We start from the raw sequence: 15389 nt of genomic DNA, 5'->3' as shown, positions 1-15389 counted from the left end.
CGATAGAGTGCGGGCATGAATCTCGGCAAAAGCTTTGTGATCGGCGCTGCGATCATTGTGGTCGTTCTGTTCGGGCTCGCGGTCTTGTTCGCTTCCACTGATTGGCGTGACACCGTGCCCGCCTGGCTCGGAGGAATCGGCGGCATGCTCGGCGGCTTTGCGGCCCTGTACGCGCTGTCGGTGGCCATTCGGACTGCCGAAGAACACGTCACCTGGTCGAAGGTGATCACCGGACATGGGAAGAAGGGCACGCCGAACAAGTTCGAGTTCGTTAACGTCTCGAAGGCCACGGTCGCCCGCATTACGGATGTCTCTGACATCACGGGCGACCCGATCCCCGCCCTGGACTTCGCGATCTCTCTTCCCGTTGATGTCGCGCCCGGGGCGTCGGTTCCCGCCTCCGTTAGTCGAAGCTTTGCGAACTCCGCTCCCACTGCTGTGAAGATCACGTGGGTTGAACGATCCATCACCGCGGAACGCGCAGGCAAGCGCGAGTACACCCAGACGGTGTGGCTGTGAGAGGTTCATGCAGCAGCGCCCGTCTCGATTGATCCGAGGCGCTGGCGGAGTCGCTCGAGCCCGCGGACGGTGACTCGCACCTGAGGGGCGTCGAGGATGAGTTCGCTCGTGCGCGGGTGGTAGTGCGACTGCGGCTTCTCGGTGAGATACCCGCTGTCGACGGCGGTGGCGTATGCCCGCCACTTGCCGTCGTGCGCGCGGTGAACCCACCGGATGCCGGCGAGCTGATCGAACAGCCGCTGCGGGCCCGTCTTCACCCCGGCGCGGGCGAGGATCTTCGCGGCATCGGCGACTGAGTAATCGCCCACGGCGGATGYGAGCTCGTCCCACGCCTCAGCGCGAGGCATCAGCTCGGCGACCTGCTGATCCTTCGCCGCGATGATGCCCTGAGCGGTGACGAGCGCGCGCGACATCAGCTGCTCGGGGGTCTCGACGGCGTAAGAGCCGGTGCGGCGGATGCTCGGGAGCACCTCGTGCGTCACCCACCACCGGAACTGCTTCGCTTCCGGCTTGTCCGACCGCAGCACGACCTGGTACATGCCCGACTCGTTGACGATGGTGGCGGACTGGATGCCGCCGGGGGTGTCCAGCGGGCGGACACCCTTCTCGTCCTCGTCGAGGCGGGCTGCGACGTTGCGCGGGTTGGCGATATCGAGCACAGCGCAGATGTCGGCGAGGACGAACCACGGCTCGCCGTCGATCTCGAACGTGCGAACCTGCTGGTCGGCGTACTGGAACACCTCGAGGCCGTTCATCGCTGACCTCCGGTGTCCTCGGCCTGCTCCTCAGGCGTGCGCGACATCGGGGACTGCTCCTGGACGACGAGCGTCTCGGGGTCTTCCTCGACGCGCGTGACCTCGACCTCGTCGAGGCCCTTGAGGGTCTGCACCTTCGCCTCGTCGGCTTCGAGCGCGCGGCCGAGGTCGGTCGACTTCGGGAGGAACTTCGCCAGCGCGCGGACGGCGGTCTTCTTGACCATCTCGTCTTCGTTGGTCTTCCACGGTGTCGACTGCCAGTACGACGGGCGGCGGTCCATGACCTGCGAGCGGGTGAGGTACACCCACGTCGTGCCGCCGGTCTTCATCCGGGCGGTCGCGACGACACCGATCCAGTCGCGGGTCTCCTCGAAGTCCTGGGGCGTCCAGTCGTAGAACATGCCGCGCTCGGAATTGCCGCCGTACGAGAAGTCGTCGCCCTTGCGGACGAGGAACGCCTGCACGTTCGTCACGAACTCGGATCGGAGAGCGAGCTTGATCATGCCCTGGTAGCCGATAATCGGGAGGCAGATCTGACGTCCGCGCTCCTTCCTCGGGGTGAGGTAGAACTCGCCGAGGCCAGAGCCGATCTCGAGGCGCAGCTGCGCGGCGAGCATGACCCCGCCGAGGAGCGTCTTCGGGTCGGCCTGCATCAGGTCCGGGGACTTCCCGATCTCTGACAGCACGGCGCGGACGAACGCGGCCGAGTTCATTGCTCCGCCGAGCTGACGTTCGACCGCGGGTAGCTGTGCCTCGACGAGATCCTTCATCGTTGGCTGAGACTTCGCCGCTGCGGCGGCTGTAGACAGGTCGGTGCTCACTTGCTCTGCTCCTTCGGCTTCGTGGCACGGAGAACGCGGAACGGTTCTCCGGTGCGGGTGTACTGGGCAGCGAGGTGCGGGTGATCGAGGGTGAAGCCCTCGCGGTCGAACCCGACCCGGCCCTTCTGCTGCTTCCACGTGCCGACCTTCCGGCCCTCGTGGGTGAGGGTGTCGGCTGAGCCGACGTACTGTGCGAGGGCGACCTTGAGAGCGTCGCGCTCCTCCTCCTGCGCCWTGATGTCGCTGTTCAGGACGGTGATGCGCTCGAACGTCTCGAGTGCTGTCTCGGACAGGTCCACGGCCCGGTCAACGGTCGTGATCGCGTTGACCTCAGCGATCGTCGAAGGCGGGGGAGCGTCGTCGTTCTGCACGCGTATCCACAGGTCTTCGGCGGCGGGGATCAGGTGCTCGCGGATGAACCGGTCGTCACGGTCCTCCCAGAACAGGCGGAACTCGCGGCCACCGATCCACACGACGACTGCCGCACGGCGGGTGCCAGCGACGAGCATCTCGCCCTGCACCTGGACCCGAATGTCGGTGGGGATCCCGTCGTCCCACTTGTGGCCTGTGTAGTGGTGCGCGGTCTTGAACTGCCACGTCGTGAACGGGTCGTCACTGAGGCGATCGAACGAGGCGTGGATGAAGGGGTACTCCACCGAGCGGGCCATGAACGCCGGCTGCAGGATGACGTCGACGCCCGAGAACTGGTGCACCCACTTCTCGATGATGTGCTCGGACTCGTGACCGATGAACGACAGCAGCTCATCGAACGGGCGGTCGATGCCCTTCTTGTGCTTCCACACGTCCCTGGGGGTCGCGTACGGCGAGAGGTTCATCACGGCGGCAAGCTCGGATGCTCCGATGCTGTTGCGGCGCTCCTGCTCCCACTCGGGGGTGTCAGGCTGGACGTCGACGACGGTGAAGCTCACGCTGCACCTCCGAGGTCTTCCTCTTCGGCGCGGTACAGCGCTTCCTCGGCCTCGTCGCGGCGGCGAATGGCGGCGGTCAGTGCTTCCTCGGCGCGGATCACGGCGGAGCGGGCGGCGGAGAGTCGGTTACGGGCGGAATCAACAGTCATGTCGGAGTTCCTTCGTCGTCGCTGGCTCGGACGGTCCAGCTGAAAATGAGGATGAAGATGAGGAGGAGGATTGCGAGGATGCTCGAGGCGAGCCCGCGCGGGGTGATGAACAGGAGGACGAGACACTCGACCGCGAGGAAGAACGAGGCGAGCTGGACGGCGATCACTGGATGCGTTCCGTCCACCGGTGCCCGCAGTCGCCATGAGGGCACGCGACATCGACGAACACGGGATCGGGCCCGTCGATGACCAGTGCGCCGACGTGGCGGCCACACTCCGGGCAGTCGGTTTCGAGGATCGCTGCGTCGAACCGGCGCGGGTTGAACTCGGCGCGGTCCTCCTTGACGCGCGTCGCGTCGCCGAGGTAGTCCGGGAGCTCGATCGGTAGATCCCGTACCGCGCTGATGCTCACGATCGGCTCCCGCGAGCGATCTTGAGGAGGTGGTCGCGGAGGGTGTGGAGGGGGGATGCGACCTGGGCTGCCGCCCCAGTGGAGCCCAGGTCGGCCGTGCCGGAATCCCCAGCCGGCGAGTCGACCCCCACGGTCGACTGGTTTGCGATGTGGCTTACCGCAGGACGCGGAACAGCCTCAGAAGGTAGGATCTTGGTGAGCATCTCGAGTGCTCCTTTCATTTCGTGAAGCGCCCTCGTTCCAGCGGGGGCGTTTCCGTTTGGTTCAGGCCGCGGCGGGCACGGAGTCGTCGGCTGTCGCGACTTCGATGAGGTAGTCGGCCAGCTCGGCCAGACACTCGTCTCGCGTCATGCCGCCACCAGTGCCGGAAGCTCCTCGCCGAGAGCAGCAGCCGCTGCCAGTGCCGTGTCGAGCGACATCGGCTTGGTCTTGTGCTTGAGCTCTGCGAGGAGTCGCTTGTACGGAATTCCGGTGACTCGTGACAGCCAGGCGACCGACCGTTCCTGCTGTTCAATGAGGCGGGTGATGTTGTTCACCGCCAGTTCGCTGTTTCCCATAACCAGAACATTAGTTCCCACTTTTGGGAAGTGCGAGTTAAGAACGGATGTTCTATGTTTCTCACAATTGGGAAGTGGGATCTCTACAAGTTTCCCGTTTCGTAGCATTGCGTTCCCATAAATGGGTACTAGTCTTTCCGTTATGGGAAAAGAACTTGCCGACGCTATCCGCGCTCAGCTGCGCCTCGCACTCCTCGGTCACTACGGGACGCTCGAGCTCGCGGCTGAGGCGCTCGGAATGTCCTACAAGACGCTGTACCGGCACCTGACGCCCACCGGGAAGGATCGGACGGCGCGGGTCTCCCTCGACTTCGTCCTCGACGTCTCCGACCACCTCGCGACCGTCGCCGGCATCGACCTCACGGAGATCTACCGGCGCGCGCAGCTCAAGGCCGATGTCCCCGCCCCCCAGGAAGATCAGGAGAGCTATGACCTGGCCGCGCGTCCGCGCGCCAGCGACCGGGGGGAGGACATGGAGTGACGTCCACGCTGTATCAGATCGCCGCCATGCTTGGGGTGACAGTCATCTTTGCGGACCTCGCTCACCTGGGACGCGACGGGGACTACAACGCGAAGACCAACACGATCCGCCTGCAGGAGGGCATGTCGCGGCGTCTTCTGCGATCGGTGTTCGCGCACGAGCTGTGCCACGCCGTCTGGGGTGATATTCCGTCCAAGTTTGGTCCGGTGAATGCCAAGCAGGAGCGGCGAGCCGACGAGTGGGCGGCACTCCGGCTGATAGACCTCGACGACTACCGCGAGGTCGAGCACCTTCGCGAAAGCAACGTCGCACTCATGGCGCAAGATCTCGAGGTCATCGACGACATCGTGCGCGCCTACCAGCGCATCCTGCAGCGCTTCGGCGACACCATTTATGTCGCGCCCAGGATGGGCGTCGGACAGTGGGCGCATAAGGTCGAGGCTCACGTATGAGAGCGCTCCGCGGAGCCGATGCTCCAAGCCCCCGACGGCGCGGCATCGGCATGATCCGCGTCTCCAAGGAGCGCGAGGGCATGACCTCGCCCGAGATGCAGCGAACCGCGATCCAGCAGTGCGCCGACGCGAACGGGGTCGAGATCGTCGACTGGGTCGAGGGCATCGACGAGTCGGGTTCAGATCGCAAGTCGGCATGGTGGCCGCGCCTCGACGAGTCAATCGCGCGAATGGAAGCAGGGGAGTACGAGGCCATCCTCGTCTGGCGCTTCTCTCGCGTAGGCCGCCAGCGCCTCCGGTGGGCGATTGCCCTCGACCGGGTCGACACGCTCGGCGGCGCGATCCTCTCCGCCACCGAACCGATCGAGTCCGCGACAGCATCCGGCAGATTCGCACGCGGCATGCTCGGCGAGCTGAACGCCTACCAATCCGAGCTGATCGGCGAGCAGTGGAAGGAAACGCACGAGCGCCGCCGTCGAGCAGGGTTACCGCACGGCGGACACCAACGCTTCGGCTACGTGCTCGTCGACGGGCGCTTCGAGCCCGACCCTTTCACCGGCCCGATTCTCGCTGAGATCTACCGTCGGGCGATCCGCGGAGACGGCTCCGGCCGGATCACCCGGTGGCTCAACGAGGAGGGCGTGCTCACATCTCAGGGCCTCCCGTGGCTGAACACGAACCTCTTTCAGATGCTCGACGGCGGCTTCGGCGCCGGACTCATCGTCCACAGGCCCGGGTGGAAGAACAAGCGTCTCCCGAAGGCACAGTGGAAGTACTACCCAGGCGCGCACGAAGGCGTGATCAGCGCCGAGGAATGGGCCGCGTACTGGGCGCGCCGCCTCGAACGTTCCGAACCGTCTCGCACCATCGAAGCGCGCCACCTTTTGACCGGACTCATCTACTGCGCCGACTGCGGCGGCCGCATGCACTACTCACACCACCGCTACGTCTGTACCACTGCCACCCGGCAGAAGGGGCTCGGCCGCGCCGTCGTCACCATCAGCGGGGATATCGCGGAGGCCGCAGTCGGTGACTGGGTGATGACCCTCGCAGACGATACGGATGCGCTGCTCGCCGCCCGCGTCGCGACGACGAAGAAACGCGTGCGTTCCGTGAACGACGCCGAAGCGATCGACCGACGCGTGGCGCGCATCGATGAGCGCATGGCGACGCTGACGATCCAGGCGCTCGACAAGTCGATACCCGAAGCCGCCTATCAGGCAACGATCCGAAAGCTCGACGCCGAGCGGTCCAGCCTGACATCGCGCCAGAAGTCCCTCGAGCTCGTCAACGCTCAGCGCGAAGCCGACGTCAGGGAGGTCGCCACGACGCTCAGCGGCGCATGGCGCTCGCTTGAGACATACGCACGCCGTCAGGCACTACTCAAGGTCGCCGGCGCTGTGCTGATTCGTGGCGGCCGAGGGGCGCAGCGCGCACTCGTGATTCCCCGGTGGGAGCTCCGCAGTTAGTTATTGCCCGTCAACATCCGCAAGTTCCTGCCGCGCTTTCGCACCCTCGACGCGCTGGTCGAGAACGAGGCTCTGACCGCAGAGCTCGGCGACCTGCTGCGCGCGGCGATGCGTGCGGGCAAGAGTGTCGTCGTGTCGGGGGCCACCCATGCGGGCAAGACCACGTTCCTCGGTGCGCTGCTCGCCTCGTGCTCCGACCATCAGCGGATCATCACCGTCGAGGAGACATTCGAGCTCGCCGTGCAGGGGCCCGATGTCGTCTCCTTGCAGGGCCGTCAGGCGAGCCTCGAGGGAAAGGGCGAGATCACGCTGCGCAGGCTTGTGAAAGAGGCGCTCAGGATGCGGCCCGATCGCCTCGTGGTGGGTGAGGTCAGAGACGCGGAGGCGCTCGACCTCGTCCTCGCACTGAACACCGGTGTGCCGGGAGCAGCGACCGTGCACGCGAACTCCGCCGCCGAGGCGCTCGACAAGCTCACACTGCTGCCGCTCCTCGCCGGACGGAACATCGACCGATCGTTCATCGTGCCTGCACTCGCGGGAGCCGTCGATCTGGTCGTGCACTGCGTACGCGGCGACGACGGGGTCCGACGGGTGGAGGAGGTCATCGCGCCCACCGGCGAGGTGATCGACGGTCGGATCGTCGCGAGAGAGGTCTACACCCGTGGCGGGCCCGCCGTCGCTGCCGGGACGGCATGGCGACGCGGCGAGCTGATGAGGGTCGGAGGCACCCCATGACGGTGCTGCTCGGAGCGATGCTCGCCGCCGGCGTGCTGTTGTGCACGTCGCCATGGCTGTGGCCTCCACGTCCGGAGGAAGAGAAGGTCAGACGCCGCGGCCATCTTTCTCGGTTGCTCGAAGAGGGTGGTCTCGCCGCCGTCAGCCCGCGCACACTTCTGTCGGTGATGGCGACGGTCGCGCTCGCCGCAGCGTCCCTCGTCTGGCTCCTCACGGCGATTCCCCTCCTGGCCGGGTTGGCAGGCGCGGCTGCAGCGGTGGCACCGATCGTGTTCGTACGATCGCGGCGGATGCGGCTGCGCAAACAGCGGCGACAACTCTGGCCCGACGTCTGCGATCTCCTGATCGCCTCCATCCGCGTGGGACTGTCGCTGCCTGATGCCGTCGCGAGCCTGGCCGAGTCGTCGCCGTCGATGATCCGGCCCGCCTTCATCGTGTTCGCCAGGGATCTGCGCGCCACCGGTCGATTCGAGACGAGCCTCGATCGACTGAAGTCCGCGCTGGCCGATCCCATCGCCGACCGGATCATCGAGACGCTGCGCATGGCAAGACAGGTCGGGGGAACCGAGCTCACCGGCGTGCTGCGCGCGCTGTCGTCGTCGGTTCGCGCAGACGCTGTGCTGCGCGGCGAGGTCGAGGCCCGGCAGTCATGGATCCGCGGCGCGGCCGTGCTCGGCGCCGTGGCGCCCTGGGTGATCCTCTGTCTGCTGGTGCTGCGCCCCGAGGGCGCTGCTGCCTGCGGCACCGCGGAGGGGATGCTGGTGATCTTCCTCGGTGCTGCCGTGTCGGTGACCGCGTACCGCATCATGATCCACATCGGTCGTCTGCCCGAGCCGGGGAGGTGGTTCGGGTGAACCCGGTCTCCGCGGTCGCGATCGCGATTCTCGGCGGCGTCGCGCTCGGGTCGGGCGTGCTCTGCCTCCTCGCCGCCATGCCGCACTGGTCAGCATCGCCCCTCTCACAGCGGATCGCCTCGTACGTGCGAGACGTGGTCTCTGATGACGACCTACCTGACGGCGCACTCCCGCGAGTCGGAGTGCTCTCGGCGGGCGACCGGACGGTGTGGCTGCGATCGCGGGCGATCTTCGAGCGCCTTCTCGGCGGGGGAGAAACTCTGCGTCGCAGGATCGAGCAGGCCGGGCTCCCCCTGGAACAGGGCGCCTTCCGCGGGCGTCAGCTCGGCTGGGTGCTGGCAGGCGTCGTGACCGGTGCGATCGCCGTCATCGGCCTCGCCCTCGCGGGCCGCATGAGTCCGCCGATCGCGCTGCTGCCCGGCATTCTGGGAGCCGCCGGGGGATTCGGGTACGACATGCAGCTCACGGCACGAGTCTCGTCTCGTCGAGCTCGACTGACCGACGAGCTGCCGACGACCCTCGAGTTCCTCGCTCTGTGCCTGTCGGCAGGGGAGGGGTTCCTTGACTCCCTGCGCCGGGTGGCCGCGGTCGGATCCGGAGAGCTCACCGGCGAGTTCCGTCGTGTGGTTCTCGCCGTGGGCACAGGTTCACCGCTCGCCGACGCCCTCACCGAGATGGCCGTGCGGCTGCAGCTTCCAGGGCTCTCACGCGCCATCGACCAGGTGATCGCCGCTCTCGAGCACGGTGCCCCGCTCTCGGCCGTCCTGCACGCGCAGGCCGGCGACGCACGCGAGGATGCCAAGCGTGTCCTCATCGAACAGGCCGGACGCAAGGAGATCCTGATGCTCCTCCCGCTCGTGTTCCTGATCCTTCCGCTCTCCGTTCTCTTCGCCATCTATCCGGGCCTCTTCATTCTGCGTCTCGGCATCGGCTGAGCGATCAAGAAAGGACGACATGAACACTCCTCGACCTCACAGGGCGCGCTTCGCGACCTGCCTCTCTCATGCTCCCGCCAAGAATCTCCTCGACGACGAATCCGGAGACGTGCCTGGCTGGGTGCTGGTGACACTGATGACGGCAGGCCTCGTGGTGCTGATCTGGGCGGTGGCCGGACCTGCGCTCAGTGCGCTGTTCGAGCAGGCCATCCAGCGTGTGTCGGGACTCTGAGGGGCTATCTCGATGCCGGTCACATCATCACGGCCCTCTTTCACGGACGACCGCGGATCGAGCCCGGTCGAGTTCGTGCTCGCGGGAACGCTGCTCACCCTGCTCACCCTTGCCGTGATGCAACTCGCGCTCGCCGTCTACGTCCGCAACGTCGTGCACGACGCGGCGGTCGACGGGGCCTATCACGCCGCTCTGGCGGACACGAGCACAGAGCAGGGAGCCGAGCGTGCACGGGAGGTCATCACCCGCGCTGTCGGCGAAACCTACGCCGAGGATGTGACTGTCGTCCGTTCGATGTCACTCGCTCAGCCGACGATCGAGGTTCGCATCCGCACCACACTTCCCGTGATCGGTCTCCTCGGTGTGCCGCTCGCACTGGAGGTGCAGGCGCATGCACCGGAGGAGTCGTTCGATGACGGATGACGACGGCTCGGCCGCCCTCGAGTTCATCGCCGTCGGCGTCGTTCTGCTCGTGCCGCTCGTGTATCTGATCATCGCGCTGGGGGCTGTCCAGGAGCAGACGCTGGGTGTCGAGGCCGCCGCACGGCACACGGCACGGGCGATCGCCCTCGCGCCTGATGCCGGGACGGCAGCCATGCGGAGCGAGCAGGTGATCGCGAGCATCTCCGATCAGTACGGCCTCGATGCGGAATCCATCGAGGTGTCGGTGACCTGCGCACCCATCGAGGTGGCATGTCCGTCGGCGGGCGCGACCGTGACCGTGACGGTCGCGACGTCGGTGTCCCTGCCCCTCGTGCCGACGATCTTCGGAGTGGACGAGGCTGCATCGATCGATGTCGAGGGGGCGGCGGTGCAGAAGATGTCCCGTCTGTGGGGTGACGGGTGAAGCAGGCGGGCGACGACGGAAGCGTGCTGCTCCTGACCCTCGGCTATGCGCTGCTCGCAGTCGCCCTCATCTTCATGAGCGTGTGCGCGACGGACCTGTACATCTCGCAGAAGAGGCTCGATGCGATCGCCGACGCGGCAGCGCTCGCCGGAGCGGACGGATTCACCCTGGCGCTCGACGGCGAGGCTGCACACGCGGATCTCACCGATCAGGGCGTCAGAGATCAGGTCGAGGCGCTGCTCGCAGCACTCCCGGCGGCGGTGACTCTGGAATCGGCGTCGAGCCCCGACGGCCGCTCCTCGCGGGTGACCGTCGCCACCATGTGGAGTCCGCCGCTCGCGTCGCTGTTCGTTCCGGACGGAGTGCGACTGGAGGCGACGGCGACGAGCCGCACGGCTCTGCGTTGATCGGGACGGACCGGCCCGTCGCGACATCGGCCCTTCGCGACACCGGCCCATCGTGACACCGTTCCTTCACGACACCGTTCCTTCACGACACCGGTCCTTCGCGAGGTCGTCAGTTCATCAGACGATCCCGCAGTCGACGCACCCGCCGTGGGAATCCATCCGGCACCTGCACGGGCAGCGCGTCGATCGGCCACCAGCGCACGTCCTCCGACTCGTCGCTCACGATCAGTGAAGTGTCATCTGAGACGACGACGGCGACCCCGATGTCGAGGTGCGAGGCGCAGCGTCCGAACGCCGAGGAGAGCGCGTGGTGGTCGAGGTCGTACACGAGAGGCTCGGCGAGGCCCGAGACGACCACTCCGGTCTCTTCACGCAGCTCACGGAGCGCGGCATCCGCAATCGACAGGTCGCCCGCCTCGAGATGTCCTCCAGGTTGCACCCAGAACTGCCCTTTGGCGTGGAACACGAGCAGGGTTCGAGTGAGTGTCGGATCGAACACGAGCGCGGATGCCGTGGCGTGGCGCGGGCCGTCGTCGCGGGAGACGGGGCCGTGGTCGTCGGGAAAGAAGCTCGCGAAGTCGACCTGGGCAGCGCGCTCGCGCTCGGAGGACACCGCGGCGCCCAGAACCAGGAGACGCACATCGGCGCCGAGGCCAGCGGTCATTAAGGCTCCTCTTTCGTGCGGGGCACGAACCGGGGGATCCAGCGGATGAACCCGCCCGCGCCGACCAGACCGATCACGCCCATGGCCGCCGCCGCGATCGGCAGGGACGCGATCGCGACGATCGCCGAGACCAGCAGGGGAGCGACGGCTCCTCCGGCATCCGTCAGCGTGCGCCACGAGCCGAGGAACGCGGCAGGCTCGCTCTTCGGGGCGACGTCGGCGCCCAGCGTCAGCAGAATGCCGCTCGAGAGCCCGTTGCCGACCCCGAGCACGGCGGCGAACATGCCGAACCACAGCACGGCCGCATCCAGATCATGTGTGAAGGAGAGCGCGAGGAATCCCGCTCCCATCAGCACCATCGCCGGCATCGCCGCCCAGAGTCGTCCGAAACGGTCCATCACCTGGCCGCTCGCATAGAACAGCGCGAAGTCGATCGCGCCCGAGATTCCCACCACCAGCGCGATCGTCGAGGCGTCGAGGCCGAGCGACAACCCCCACAGCGGCAGCACGACCTGCCGTGCAGACCGCACGGCCGACAGCGACGCGGCGGCGAGTCCCAGTCGGCCGAGTACGCTGCGCTGCTGCCACATGGTGCGGAAGATGCCCGCACGCGCTGCCGTGGGAATCGAACCTGTGACAGGCTCGCCCGAATCATCCGCAAGCGCAGCGGTGCGCACCGCAGTCGTCGGCGCGATCGTCTTCTCAGGATCCGGGCCGAACAGCACGAGCAGCACCATCACGACGAGGCAGCCCAGGAAGAACCAGATCGCTGCCGTCTCCGAACCGAACAGCTGCAGCAGACCCGCAGCGACGAACGGTCCGATGAAGATCCCGAGGCGGAAGCTGCCGCCGAGCAGCGAGAGGGCCCGCGCGCGGAAGGCGATCGGCACCCTCGTCGTCATGAAGGCATGACGTGCCAGACCGAAGGCGGCCGCGCAGAAGCCCAGGAGGAAGACGGATGCCGCGAGCACGGCGAGCGTGGGGGCGAAGACCATACCCACGCCGGCACTGATCGCGATCACGCCCGCGATCACCATCGTGAAGCGTTCGCCGATGCGGCCCACTGCCCAGCCGGCGGGGAGGTTTCCGCAGAGCTGGCCGACCACGAGAGCGGAGGCCACGAGCGCGGCGAACGCGATGTCGGCGCCCATCCGCGCCGCGATCACCGGGATGAGCGGGATCACCGCGCCTTCGCCGAGCGAGAAGAGGACGGTCGGGAGGTACACCATCGGCCCGAACCGCCTCAGGACCGTGGATGCGCTGCTCACCCGTTTCACGCTACTCCCGTTCGAACGCCGTCCCCGCCCGCGCAGGCGGCACGTTAGGCTGGACGCGACATGCTCGAACTCGATCTCTCCGCCGACATCCAGGCCCTGCGACTCACCTACGGTGACATCCGCGAGGTCATCGATGTCGAGACCCTCCGCTCCGACATCGCGCGCCTCAGCGAGGAAGCCGGCGTGCCGGACCTCTGGGACGACCCCGAACGCGCCCAGAAGGTGACCAGCGCGCTGAGCCACCGGCAGTCGGCGCTCGCCAGGGTCGAGGGCATCGGTCGTCGGCTCGACGACCTCGAAGTGCTGGTCGGGCTCGCGAACGAGATGGGCGATGAGGAATCCGCCGTCGAGGCTCGCGCCGAGCTCACCGCGCTCACCGAGATCATCAACCAGCTCGAGGTCCAGACGCTGATGGACGGCGAGTACGACGAGCGTTCCGCCATCGTCACGATCCGCTCGGGTGCCGGCGGCGACGATGCCACCGACTTCGCCGAGATGCTGATGCGCATGTACCTGCGCTGGGCCGAGCGTCACAAGTACCCCGTGAAGGTGCTCGACACCTCGTACGCCGAGGGGGCCGGCATCAAGTCGGCGACGTTCGAGATCGACGCGCCCTATGCGTTCGGCACGGTGTCCGTCGAGGCCGGAACGCACCGCCTCGCGCGCATCAGCCCGTTCGGCTCTGCCGACAAGCGTCAGACGTCGTTCGCCGCGGTCGAGGTCATCCCTCTCATGGAGGAGGCGACCGAGGTCGACATCCCCGAGAACGACATCCGTGTCGACGTCTTCCGTTCGTCGGGCCCTGGCGGACAGTCGGTCAACACCACCGACTCCGCGGTGCGCCTGACCCACCTGCCGACCGGCATCGTGGTGTCGATGCAGAACGAGAAGTCGCAGATCCAGAACCGCGCCGCGGCCATGCGAGTGCTGCAGACCCGACTCCTGCTCCTGCAGAAGGAGGAGGAGGCCGCGAAGAAGAAGGAACTCGCCGGCAACATCACGGCGAGCTGGGGCGATCAGATGCGCTCCTACTTCCTCTACGGCCAACAGCTCGTGAAGGACCTCCGCACCGGACACGAGTCGGGCAACCCGGCTGCCGTGTTCGACGGCGATCTCGACGGGTTCATCTCGGCCGGCATCCGCTGGCGCAAGCGCAAAGACGAGGACTGAGCGAGGGCTCACTCTCAGCGGGCGGCCTCTTCGAGGCGGCCCGCTTTTCTCGTCCCCCCTCGCGGTTCGTGTCCATGTCGGAGGCCGAACCCCGACGAGTGCGCGTGGCGACGGGCGGACATGGCCGGAGCCGAAGCGGGCCGGAGCCGAAGCGGACCGGAGCCGAGATGGGCCCGTGCAGAAGTGGGCCGGGACGGAAGTGGGCCCGTGCCGGATGCCGAAGCATCGTGCACGGGCCCACCTGCGACGCGAACCGCCGGCGACCGCCGGACGGGTTCGCCTTGCGCTGTGTTCTAGCCGGCTGACGGGGTGACGGTGATGCGCGTGACCTCCTGCAGGACCTCGTCGGTGAAGATCACGTCGTAGGACTCGCTCTGCGCGACGTCGAAGGTGATCTTGCCGTCGACCGTGTCGCCGGGCTCGAGTTCTTCAGCCACGATCCCGTCGACGTAGTAGTCGTAGGTCCCTTCGACGCCTTCAGCGGTCTCGATGCCGAAGTTGAATGCGCTCAGGTAGCTCGTGCCCGAGACGCCGGTGAAGGTGACGTCGAGGATCACGTAACCGCCGTTGGTCGAGGGAATGCTCGAGCCGTCGCTCGTCGCCCACGTGGCCGAGTGGATCGTGACCTCGCTCGTGGCGGCCATCTGGTTGATCGGCACGGGGGAGCCCATCTCGCCCTCGACGACCTCGGGAGCTCCCGTGCCCTCTTCGTCGGTCCCGGGATCCTGTTCCGTTCCGGTGCCCGTGTCCGAATCGCTCGACGGCGGGGCCGTCGGCAGGTCGCGGACGGCCTCGGACACCGTCGCGAAGACGATGACGAAGAACATGACGACCGCGATGATCGCGCCGATCACCGACAGGATGAGGCCGGAGATGCCCGGCCACTTCTTGCCCTTGAGGAACAGCGAGATCAGCGAGACGATGAATCCGACGCCCAGCAGGAGCCATCCGAGCCAGAAGATCACGGGGATGCACGACAGGATGGTGCCGAGCGCTGCGAGCCCGAGCCCGACGAGGCCGAGGATCGAAGGCCCCGACGGAGCTGCCGGGGCGGTCGCTCCGTACGCGGGCGGGTAGCCCGTGGGAGCACCGTACTGCTGTCCTGCGGACGCATAGGGTGCGGCGCCGGGGTAGCTCGGCGCTGCGGCCCCCGGGTAGCCGGCGGTGACGGGGTACTCCTGGGGCTGCGCGAGAGCAGCGGCACCGGGGTACGAGGGCGCGCCCCCGCCATACGGCTGCACGGTGCCGTCGGCCGGCGCAGCGGCGCCCGGAGCGGTGAAGTCGGGTGCCTGCGCGCTGCCGGGTTCTTCAACGGGAGTCTCGGAGGCGGACCAGGAGGACTCGGACTCGGGAGCTGCGACCTCGTCCGCAGGCGCCTGGGCACCGGCATCGGAGTCGGAGTCGGAGGGTGCAGGGGCATTCCACGACTGGGTCTCGACCGCAGCGACGGATTCGATCGACGCGGCGGTCTCTGCGTCGGCCGCGGACTCCGGGGAGCCTGCGGAGGAGGCGTCATGCGGGCTCTGGGCGGAACCGGAGTTCGTCGCCTCGTCGTCGGTCGAACCGGCGGTCGACGCATCCGCTGCGGGCTCCGTGGAGTCGACGATCGGAGCGAAGTGCTCGGTCCACTGGGTGCCGTCCCACCAGCGCTGGCGCCCGGATCCGTCGTCATACCAGCCTGCAGGCGTCGTCATGGTTCCCCCTCGGAGTATCGTCCACCCTGA

The 15389-nt window shown here is 67.3% G+C and carries 22 protein-coding genes; 12 read left to right on the top strand and 10 right to left on the bottom strand.

The genetic code is table 11. The annotated features are described in order from the left end of the window. The first annotated feature begins 15 nt into the window (after positions 1-15). Positions 16-519 (top strand): hypothetical protein, encoded by a 504-nt coding sequence (locus AC04ME_RS17255; protein WP_475436226.1) that lies wholly within the window; start codon positions 16-18, stop codon positions 517-519. Between the two features lie 5 nt (positions 520-524). Here the strand turns inward: AC04ME_RS17255 and AC04ME_RS17250 are convergent, their stop codons facing one another. From AC04ME_RS17250 to AC04ME_RS17220, 7 genes are all read right to left on the bottom strand, one after another. Further along, positions 525-1274 carry a BRO family protein gene (locus AC04ME_RS17250; RefSeq protein WP_475436224.1) on the bottom strand — a complete coding sequence of 250 codons (750 nt, stop codon included), beginning with the start codon at positions 1272-1274 and terminating at the stop codon, positions 525-527. Further along, entirely contained in the window at positions 1271-2095 is an 825-nt protein-coding gene (locus tag AC04ME_RS17245) for a recombinase RecT (protein ID WP_475436222.1), read from the bottom strand. Before AC04ME_RS17245 ends, AC04ME_RS17250 begins: the two co-directional genes overlap by 4 nt. Continuing rightward, positions 2092-3024 carry a YqaJ viral recombinase family nuclease gene (locus tag AC04ME_RS17240; RefSeq protein WP_475436220.1) on the bottom strand — a complete coding sequence of 311 codons (933 nt, stop codon included), beginning with the start codon at positions 3022-3024 and terminating at the stop codon, positions 2092-2094. The genes AC04ME_RS17245 and AC04ME_RS17240 overlap by 4 nt, the downstream gene beginning before the upstream one ends. After that, positions 3021-3173 (bottom strand): hypothetical protein, encoded by a 153-nt coding sequence (locus tag AC04ME_RS17235; RefSeq protein ID WP_475436218.1) that lies wholly within the window; start codon positions 3171-3173, stop codon positions 3021-3023. The genes AC04ME_RS17240 and AC04ME_RS17235 overlap by 4 nt, the downstream gene beginning before the upstream one ends. Then, positions 3170-3340: a hypothetical protein gene (locus AC04ME_RS17230; RefSeq protein WP_475436216.1), complete on the bottom strand. Its 171-nt coding sequence runs from the start codon at positions 3338-3340 to the stop codon at positions 3170-3172. Before AC04ME_RS17230 ends, AC04ME_RS17235 begins: the two co-directional genes overlap by 4 nt. After that, on the bottom strand, positions 3337-3585 hold the full coding sequence (locus AC04ME_RS17225) for a hypothetical protein (RefSeq protein WP_475436214.1): 249 nt from the start codon (positions 3583-3585) through the stop codon (positions 3337-3339). The genes AC04ME_RS17230 and AC04ME_RS17225 overlap by 4 nt, the downstream gene beginning before the upstream one ends. Before the next feature lie 347 nt (positions 3586-3932). Further along, the gene (locus AC04ME_RS17220; protein ID WP_475436213.1) at positions 3933-4142 is read right to left on the bottom strand and encodes a hypothetical protein; all 210 of its coding nucleotides are present in this window, start codon (positions 4140-4142) and stop codon (positions 3933-3935) included. A gap of 142 nt (positions 4143-4284) precedes the next feature. On the opposite strand from AC04ME_RS17220, the gene AC04ME_RS17215 reads away from it, so the two are divergent. Genes AC04ME_RS17215 through AC04ME_RS17170 form a run of 10 tightly spaced genes read left to right on the top strand, consistent with a single transcriptional unit; the run spans position 4285 to position 10554 of the window. Next, positions 4285-4623 carry a hypothetical protein gene (locus tag AC04ME_RS17215; protein WP_475436212.1) on the top strand — a complete coding sequence of 113 codons (339 nt, stop codon included), beginning with the start codon at positions 4285-4287 and terminating at the stop codon, positions 4621-4623. Beyond that, a complete protein-coding gene (locus AC04ME_RS17210) occupies positions 4620-5075 on the top strand; it encodes an ImmA/IrrE family metallo-endopeptidase (protein ID WP_475436210.1) in 456 nt (151 codons plus the stop codon). Before AC04ME_RS17215 ends, AC04ME_RS17210 begins: the two co-directional genes overlap by 4 nt. Then, entirely contained in the window at positions 5072-6544 is a 1473-nt protein-coding gene (locus AC04ME_RS17205) for a recombinase family protein (protein ID WP_475436208.1), read from the top strand. Before AC04ME_RS17210 ends, AC04ME_RS17205 begins: the two co-directional genes overlap by 4 nt. A 3-nt stretch (positions 6545-6547) precedes the next feature. Continuing rightward, positions 6548-7279, top strand: a complete 732-nt coding sequence (locus AC04ME_RS17200; RefSeq protein ID WP_475436206.1) for a CpaF family protein — start codon at positions 6548-6550, stop codon at positions 7277-7279. Then, entirely contained in the window at positions 7276-8133 is an 858-nt protein-coding gene (locus tag AC04ME_RS17195; protein WP_475436205.1) for a type II secretion system F family protein, read from the top strand. The genes AC04ME_RS17200 and AC04ME_RS17195 overlap by 4 nt, the downstream gene beginning before the upstream one ends. Then, a complete protein-coding gene (locus AC04ME_RS17190; protein WP_056373353.1) occupies positions 8130-9068 on the top strand; it encodes a type II secretion system F family protein in 939 nt (312 codons plus the stop codon). Before AC04ME_RS17195 ends, AC04ME_RS17190 begins: the two co-directional genes overlap by 4 nt. Positions 9069-9087: 19 nt before the next feature. Continuing rightward, entirely contained in the window at positions 9088-9300 is a 213-nt protein-coding gene (locus tag AC04ME_RS17185; RefSeq protein ID WP_056373351.1) for a hypothetical protein, read from the top strand. Positions 9301-9312: 12 nt separating this feature from the next. Further along, the gene (locus AC04ME_RS17180) at positions 9313-9723 is read left to right on the top strand and encodes a TadE/TadG family type IV pilus assembly protein (protein ID WP_042536523.1); all 411 of its coding nucleotides are present in this window, start codon (positions 9313-9315) and stop codon (positions 9721-9723) included. Then, the gene (locus tag AC04ME_RS17175) at positions 9713-10147 is read left to right on the top strand and encodes a TadE family protein (protein ID WP_475436203.1); all 435 of its coding nucleotides are present in this window, start codon (positions 9713-9715) and stop codon (positions 10145-10147) included. The genes AC04ME_RS17180 and AC04ME_RS17175 overlap by 11 nt, the downstream gene beginning before the upstream one ends. Then, a complete protein-coding gene (locus AC04ME_RS17170) occupies positions 10144-10554 on the top strand; it encodes a hypothetical protein (protein WP_475436202.1) in 411 nt (136 codons plus the stop codon). The genes AC04ME_RS17175 and AC04ME_RS17170 overlap by 4 nt, the downstream gene beginning before the upstream one ends. Positions 10555-10663: 109 nt before the next feature. Here AC04ME_RS17170 and AC04ME_RS17165 read toward each other — a convergent pair whose 3' ends face one another. Next, positions 10664-11218, bottom strand: coding sequence for an NUDIX hydrolase (locus AC04ME_RS17165; RefSeq protein ID WP_455905200.1), 555 nt, complete (start codon positions 11216-11218; stop codon positions 10664-10666). Beyond that, on the bottom strand, positions 11218-12447 hold the full coding sequence (locus AC04ME_RS17160; RefSeq protein WP_475436350.1) for an MFS transporter: 1230 nt from the start codon (positions 12445-12447) through the stop codon (positions 11218-11220). The genes AC04ME_RS17165 and AC04ME_RS17160 overlap by 1 nt, the downstream gene beginning before the upstream one ends. A gap of 108 nt (positions 12448-12555) precedes the next feature. Between AC04ME_RS17160 and prfB the strand changes: the two genes are divergently transcribed. Continuing rightward, positions 12556-13665, top strand: coding sequence for a peptide chain release factor 2 (gene prfB, locus AC04ME_RS17155; protein WP_042536528.1), 1110 nt, complete (start codon positions 12556-12558; stop codon positions 13663-13665). A gap of 293 nt (positions 13666-13958) precedes the next feature. Here the strand turns inward: prfB and AC04ME_RS17150 are convergent, their stop codons facing one another. Continuing rightward, positions 13959-15359, bottom strand: a complete 1401-nt coding sequence (locus AC04ME_RS17150; protein ID WP_475436200.1) for a DUF2510 domain-containing protein — start codon at positions 15357-15359, stop codon at positions 13959-13961. Positions 15360-15389: the final 30 nt, after the last annotated feature.

The sequence above is a fragment of the Microbacterium sp. LjRoot205 genome (assembly GCF_056175745.1).
This window is presented reverse-complemented; position numbering and strand designations above follow the sequence as displayed.

What these genes read in the sequence shown, in the direction of transcription:
- AC04ME_RS17165 (WP_455905200.1), bottom strand. Translation starts at nt 11,218, where the DNA reads ATGACCGCTGGCCTCGGCGCCGATGTGCGTCTCCTGGTTCTGGGCGCC.
- AC04ME_RS17220 (WP_475436213.1), bottom strand. Translation starts at nt 4,142, where the DNA reads ATGGGAAACAGCGAACTGGCGGTGAACAACATCACCCGCCTCATTGAA.
- AC04ME_RS17150 (WP_475436200.1), bottom strand. Translation starts at nt 15,359, where the DNA reads ATGACGACGCCTGCAGGCTGGTATGACGACGGATCCGGGCGCCAGCGC.
- AC04ME_RS17185 (WP_056373351.1), top strand. Translation starts at nt 9,088, where the DNA reads ATGAACACTCCTCGACCTCACAGGGCGCGCTTCGCGACCTGCCTCTCT.
- AC04ME_RS17235 (WP_475436218.1), bottom strand. Translation starts at nt 3,173, where the DNA reads ATGACTGTTGATTCCGCCCGTAACCGACTCTCCGCCGCCCGCTCCGCC.
- AC04ME_RS17195 (WP_475436205.1), top strand. Translation starts at nt 7,276, where the DNA reads ATGACGGTGCTGCTCGGAGCGATGCTCGCCGCCGGCGTGCTGTTGTGC.
- prfB (WP_042536528.1), top strand. Translation starts at nt 12,556, where the DNA reads ATGCTCGAACTCGATCTCTCCGCCGACATCCAGGCCCTGCGACTCACC.
- AC04ME_RS17160 (WP_475436350.1), bottom strand. Translation starts at nt 12,447, where the DNA reads ATGGTGTACCTCCCGACCGTCCTCTTCTCGCTCGGCGAAGGCGCGGTG.
- AC04ME_RS17215 (WP_475436212.1), top strand. Translation starts at nt 4,285, where the DNA reads ATGGGAAAAGAACTTGCCGACGCTATCCGCGCTCAGCTGCGCCTCGCA.
- AC04ME_RS17205 (WP_475436208.1), top strand. Translation starts at nt 5,072, where the DNA reads ATGAGAGCGCTCCGCGGAGCCGATGCTCCAAGCCCCCGACGGCGCGGC.
- AC04ME_RS17180 (WP_042536523.1), top strand. Translation starts at nt 9,313, where the DNA reads ATGCCGGTCACATCATCACGGCCCTCTTTCACGGACGACCGCGGATCG.
- AC04ME_RS17255 (WP_475436226.1), top strand. Translation starts at nt 16, where the DNA reads ATGAATCTCGGCAAAAGCTTTGTGATCGGCGCTGCGATCATTGTGGTC.
- AC04ME_RS17175 (WP_475436203.1), top strand. Translation starts at nt 9,713, where the DNA reads ATGACGGATGACGACGGCTCGGCCGCCCTCGAGTTCATCGCCGTCGGC.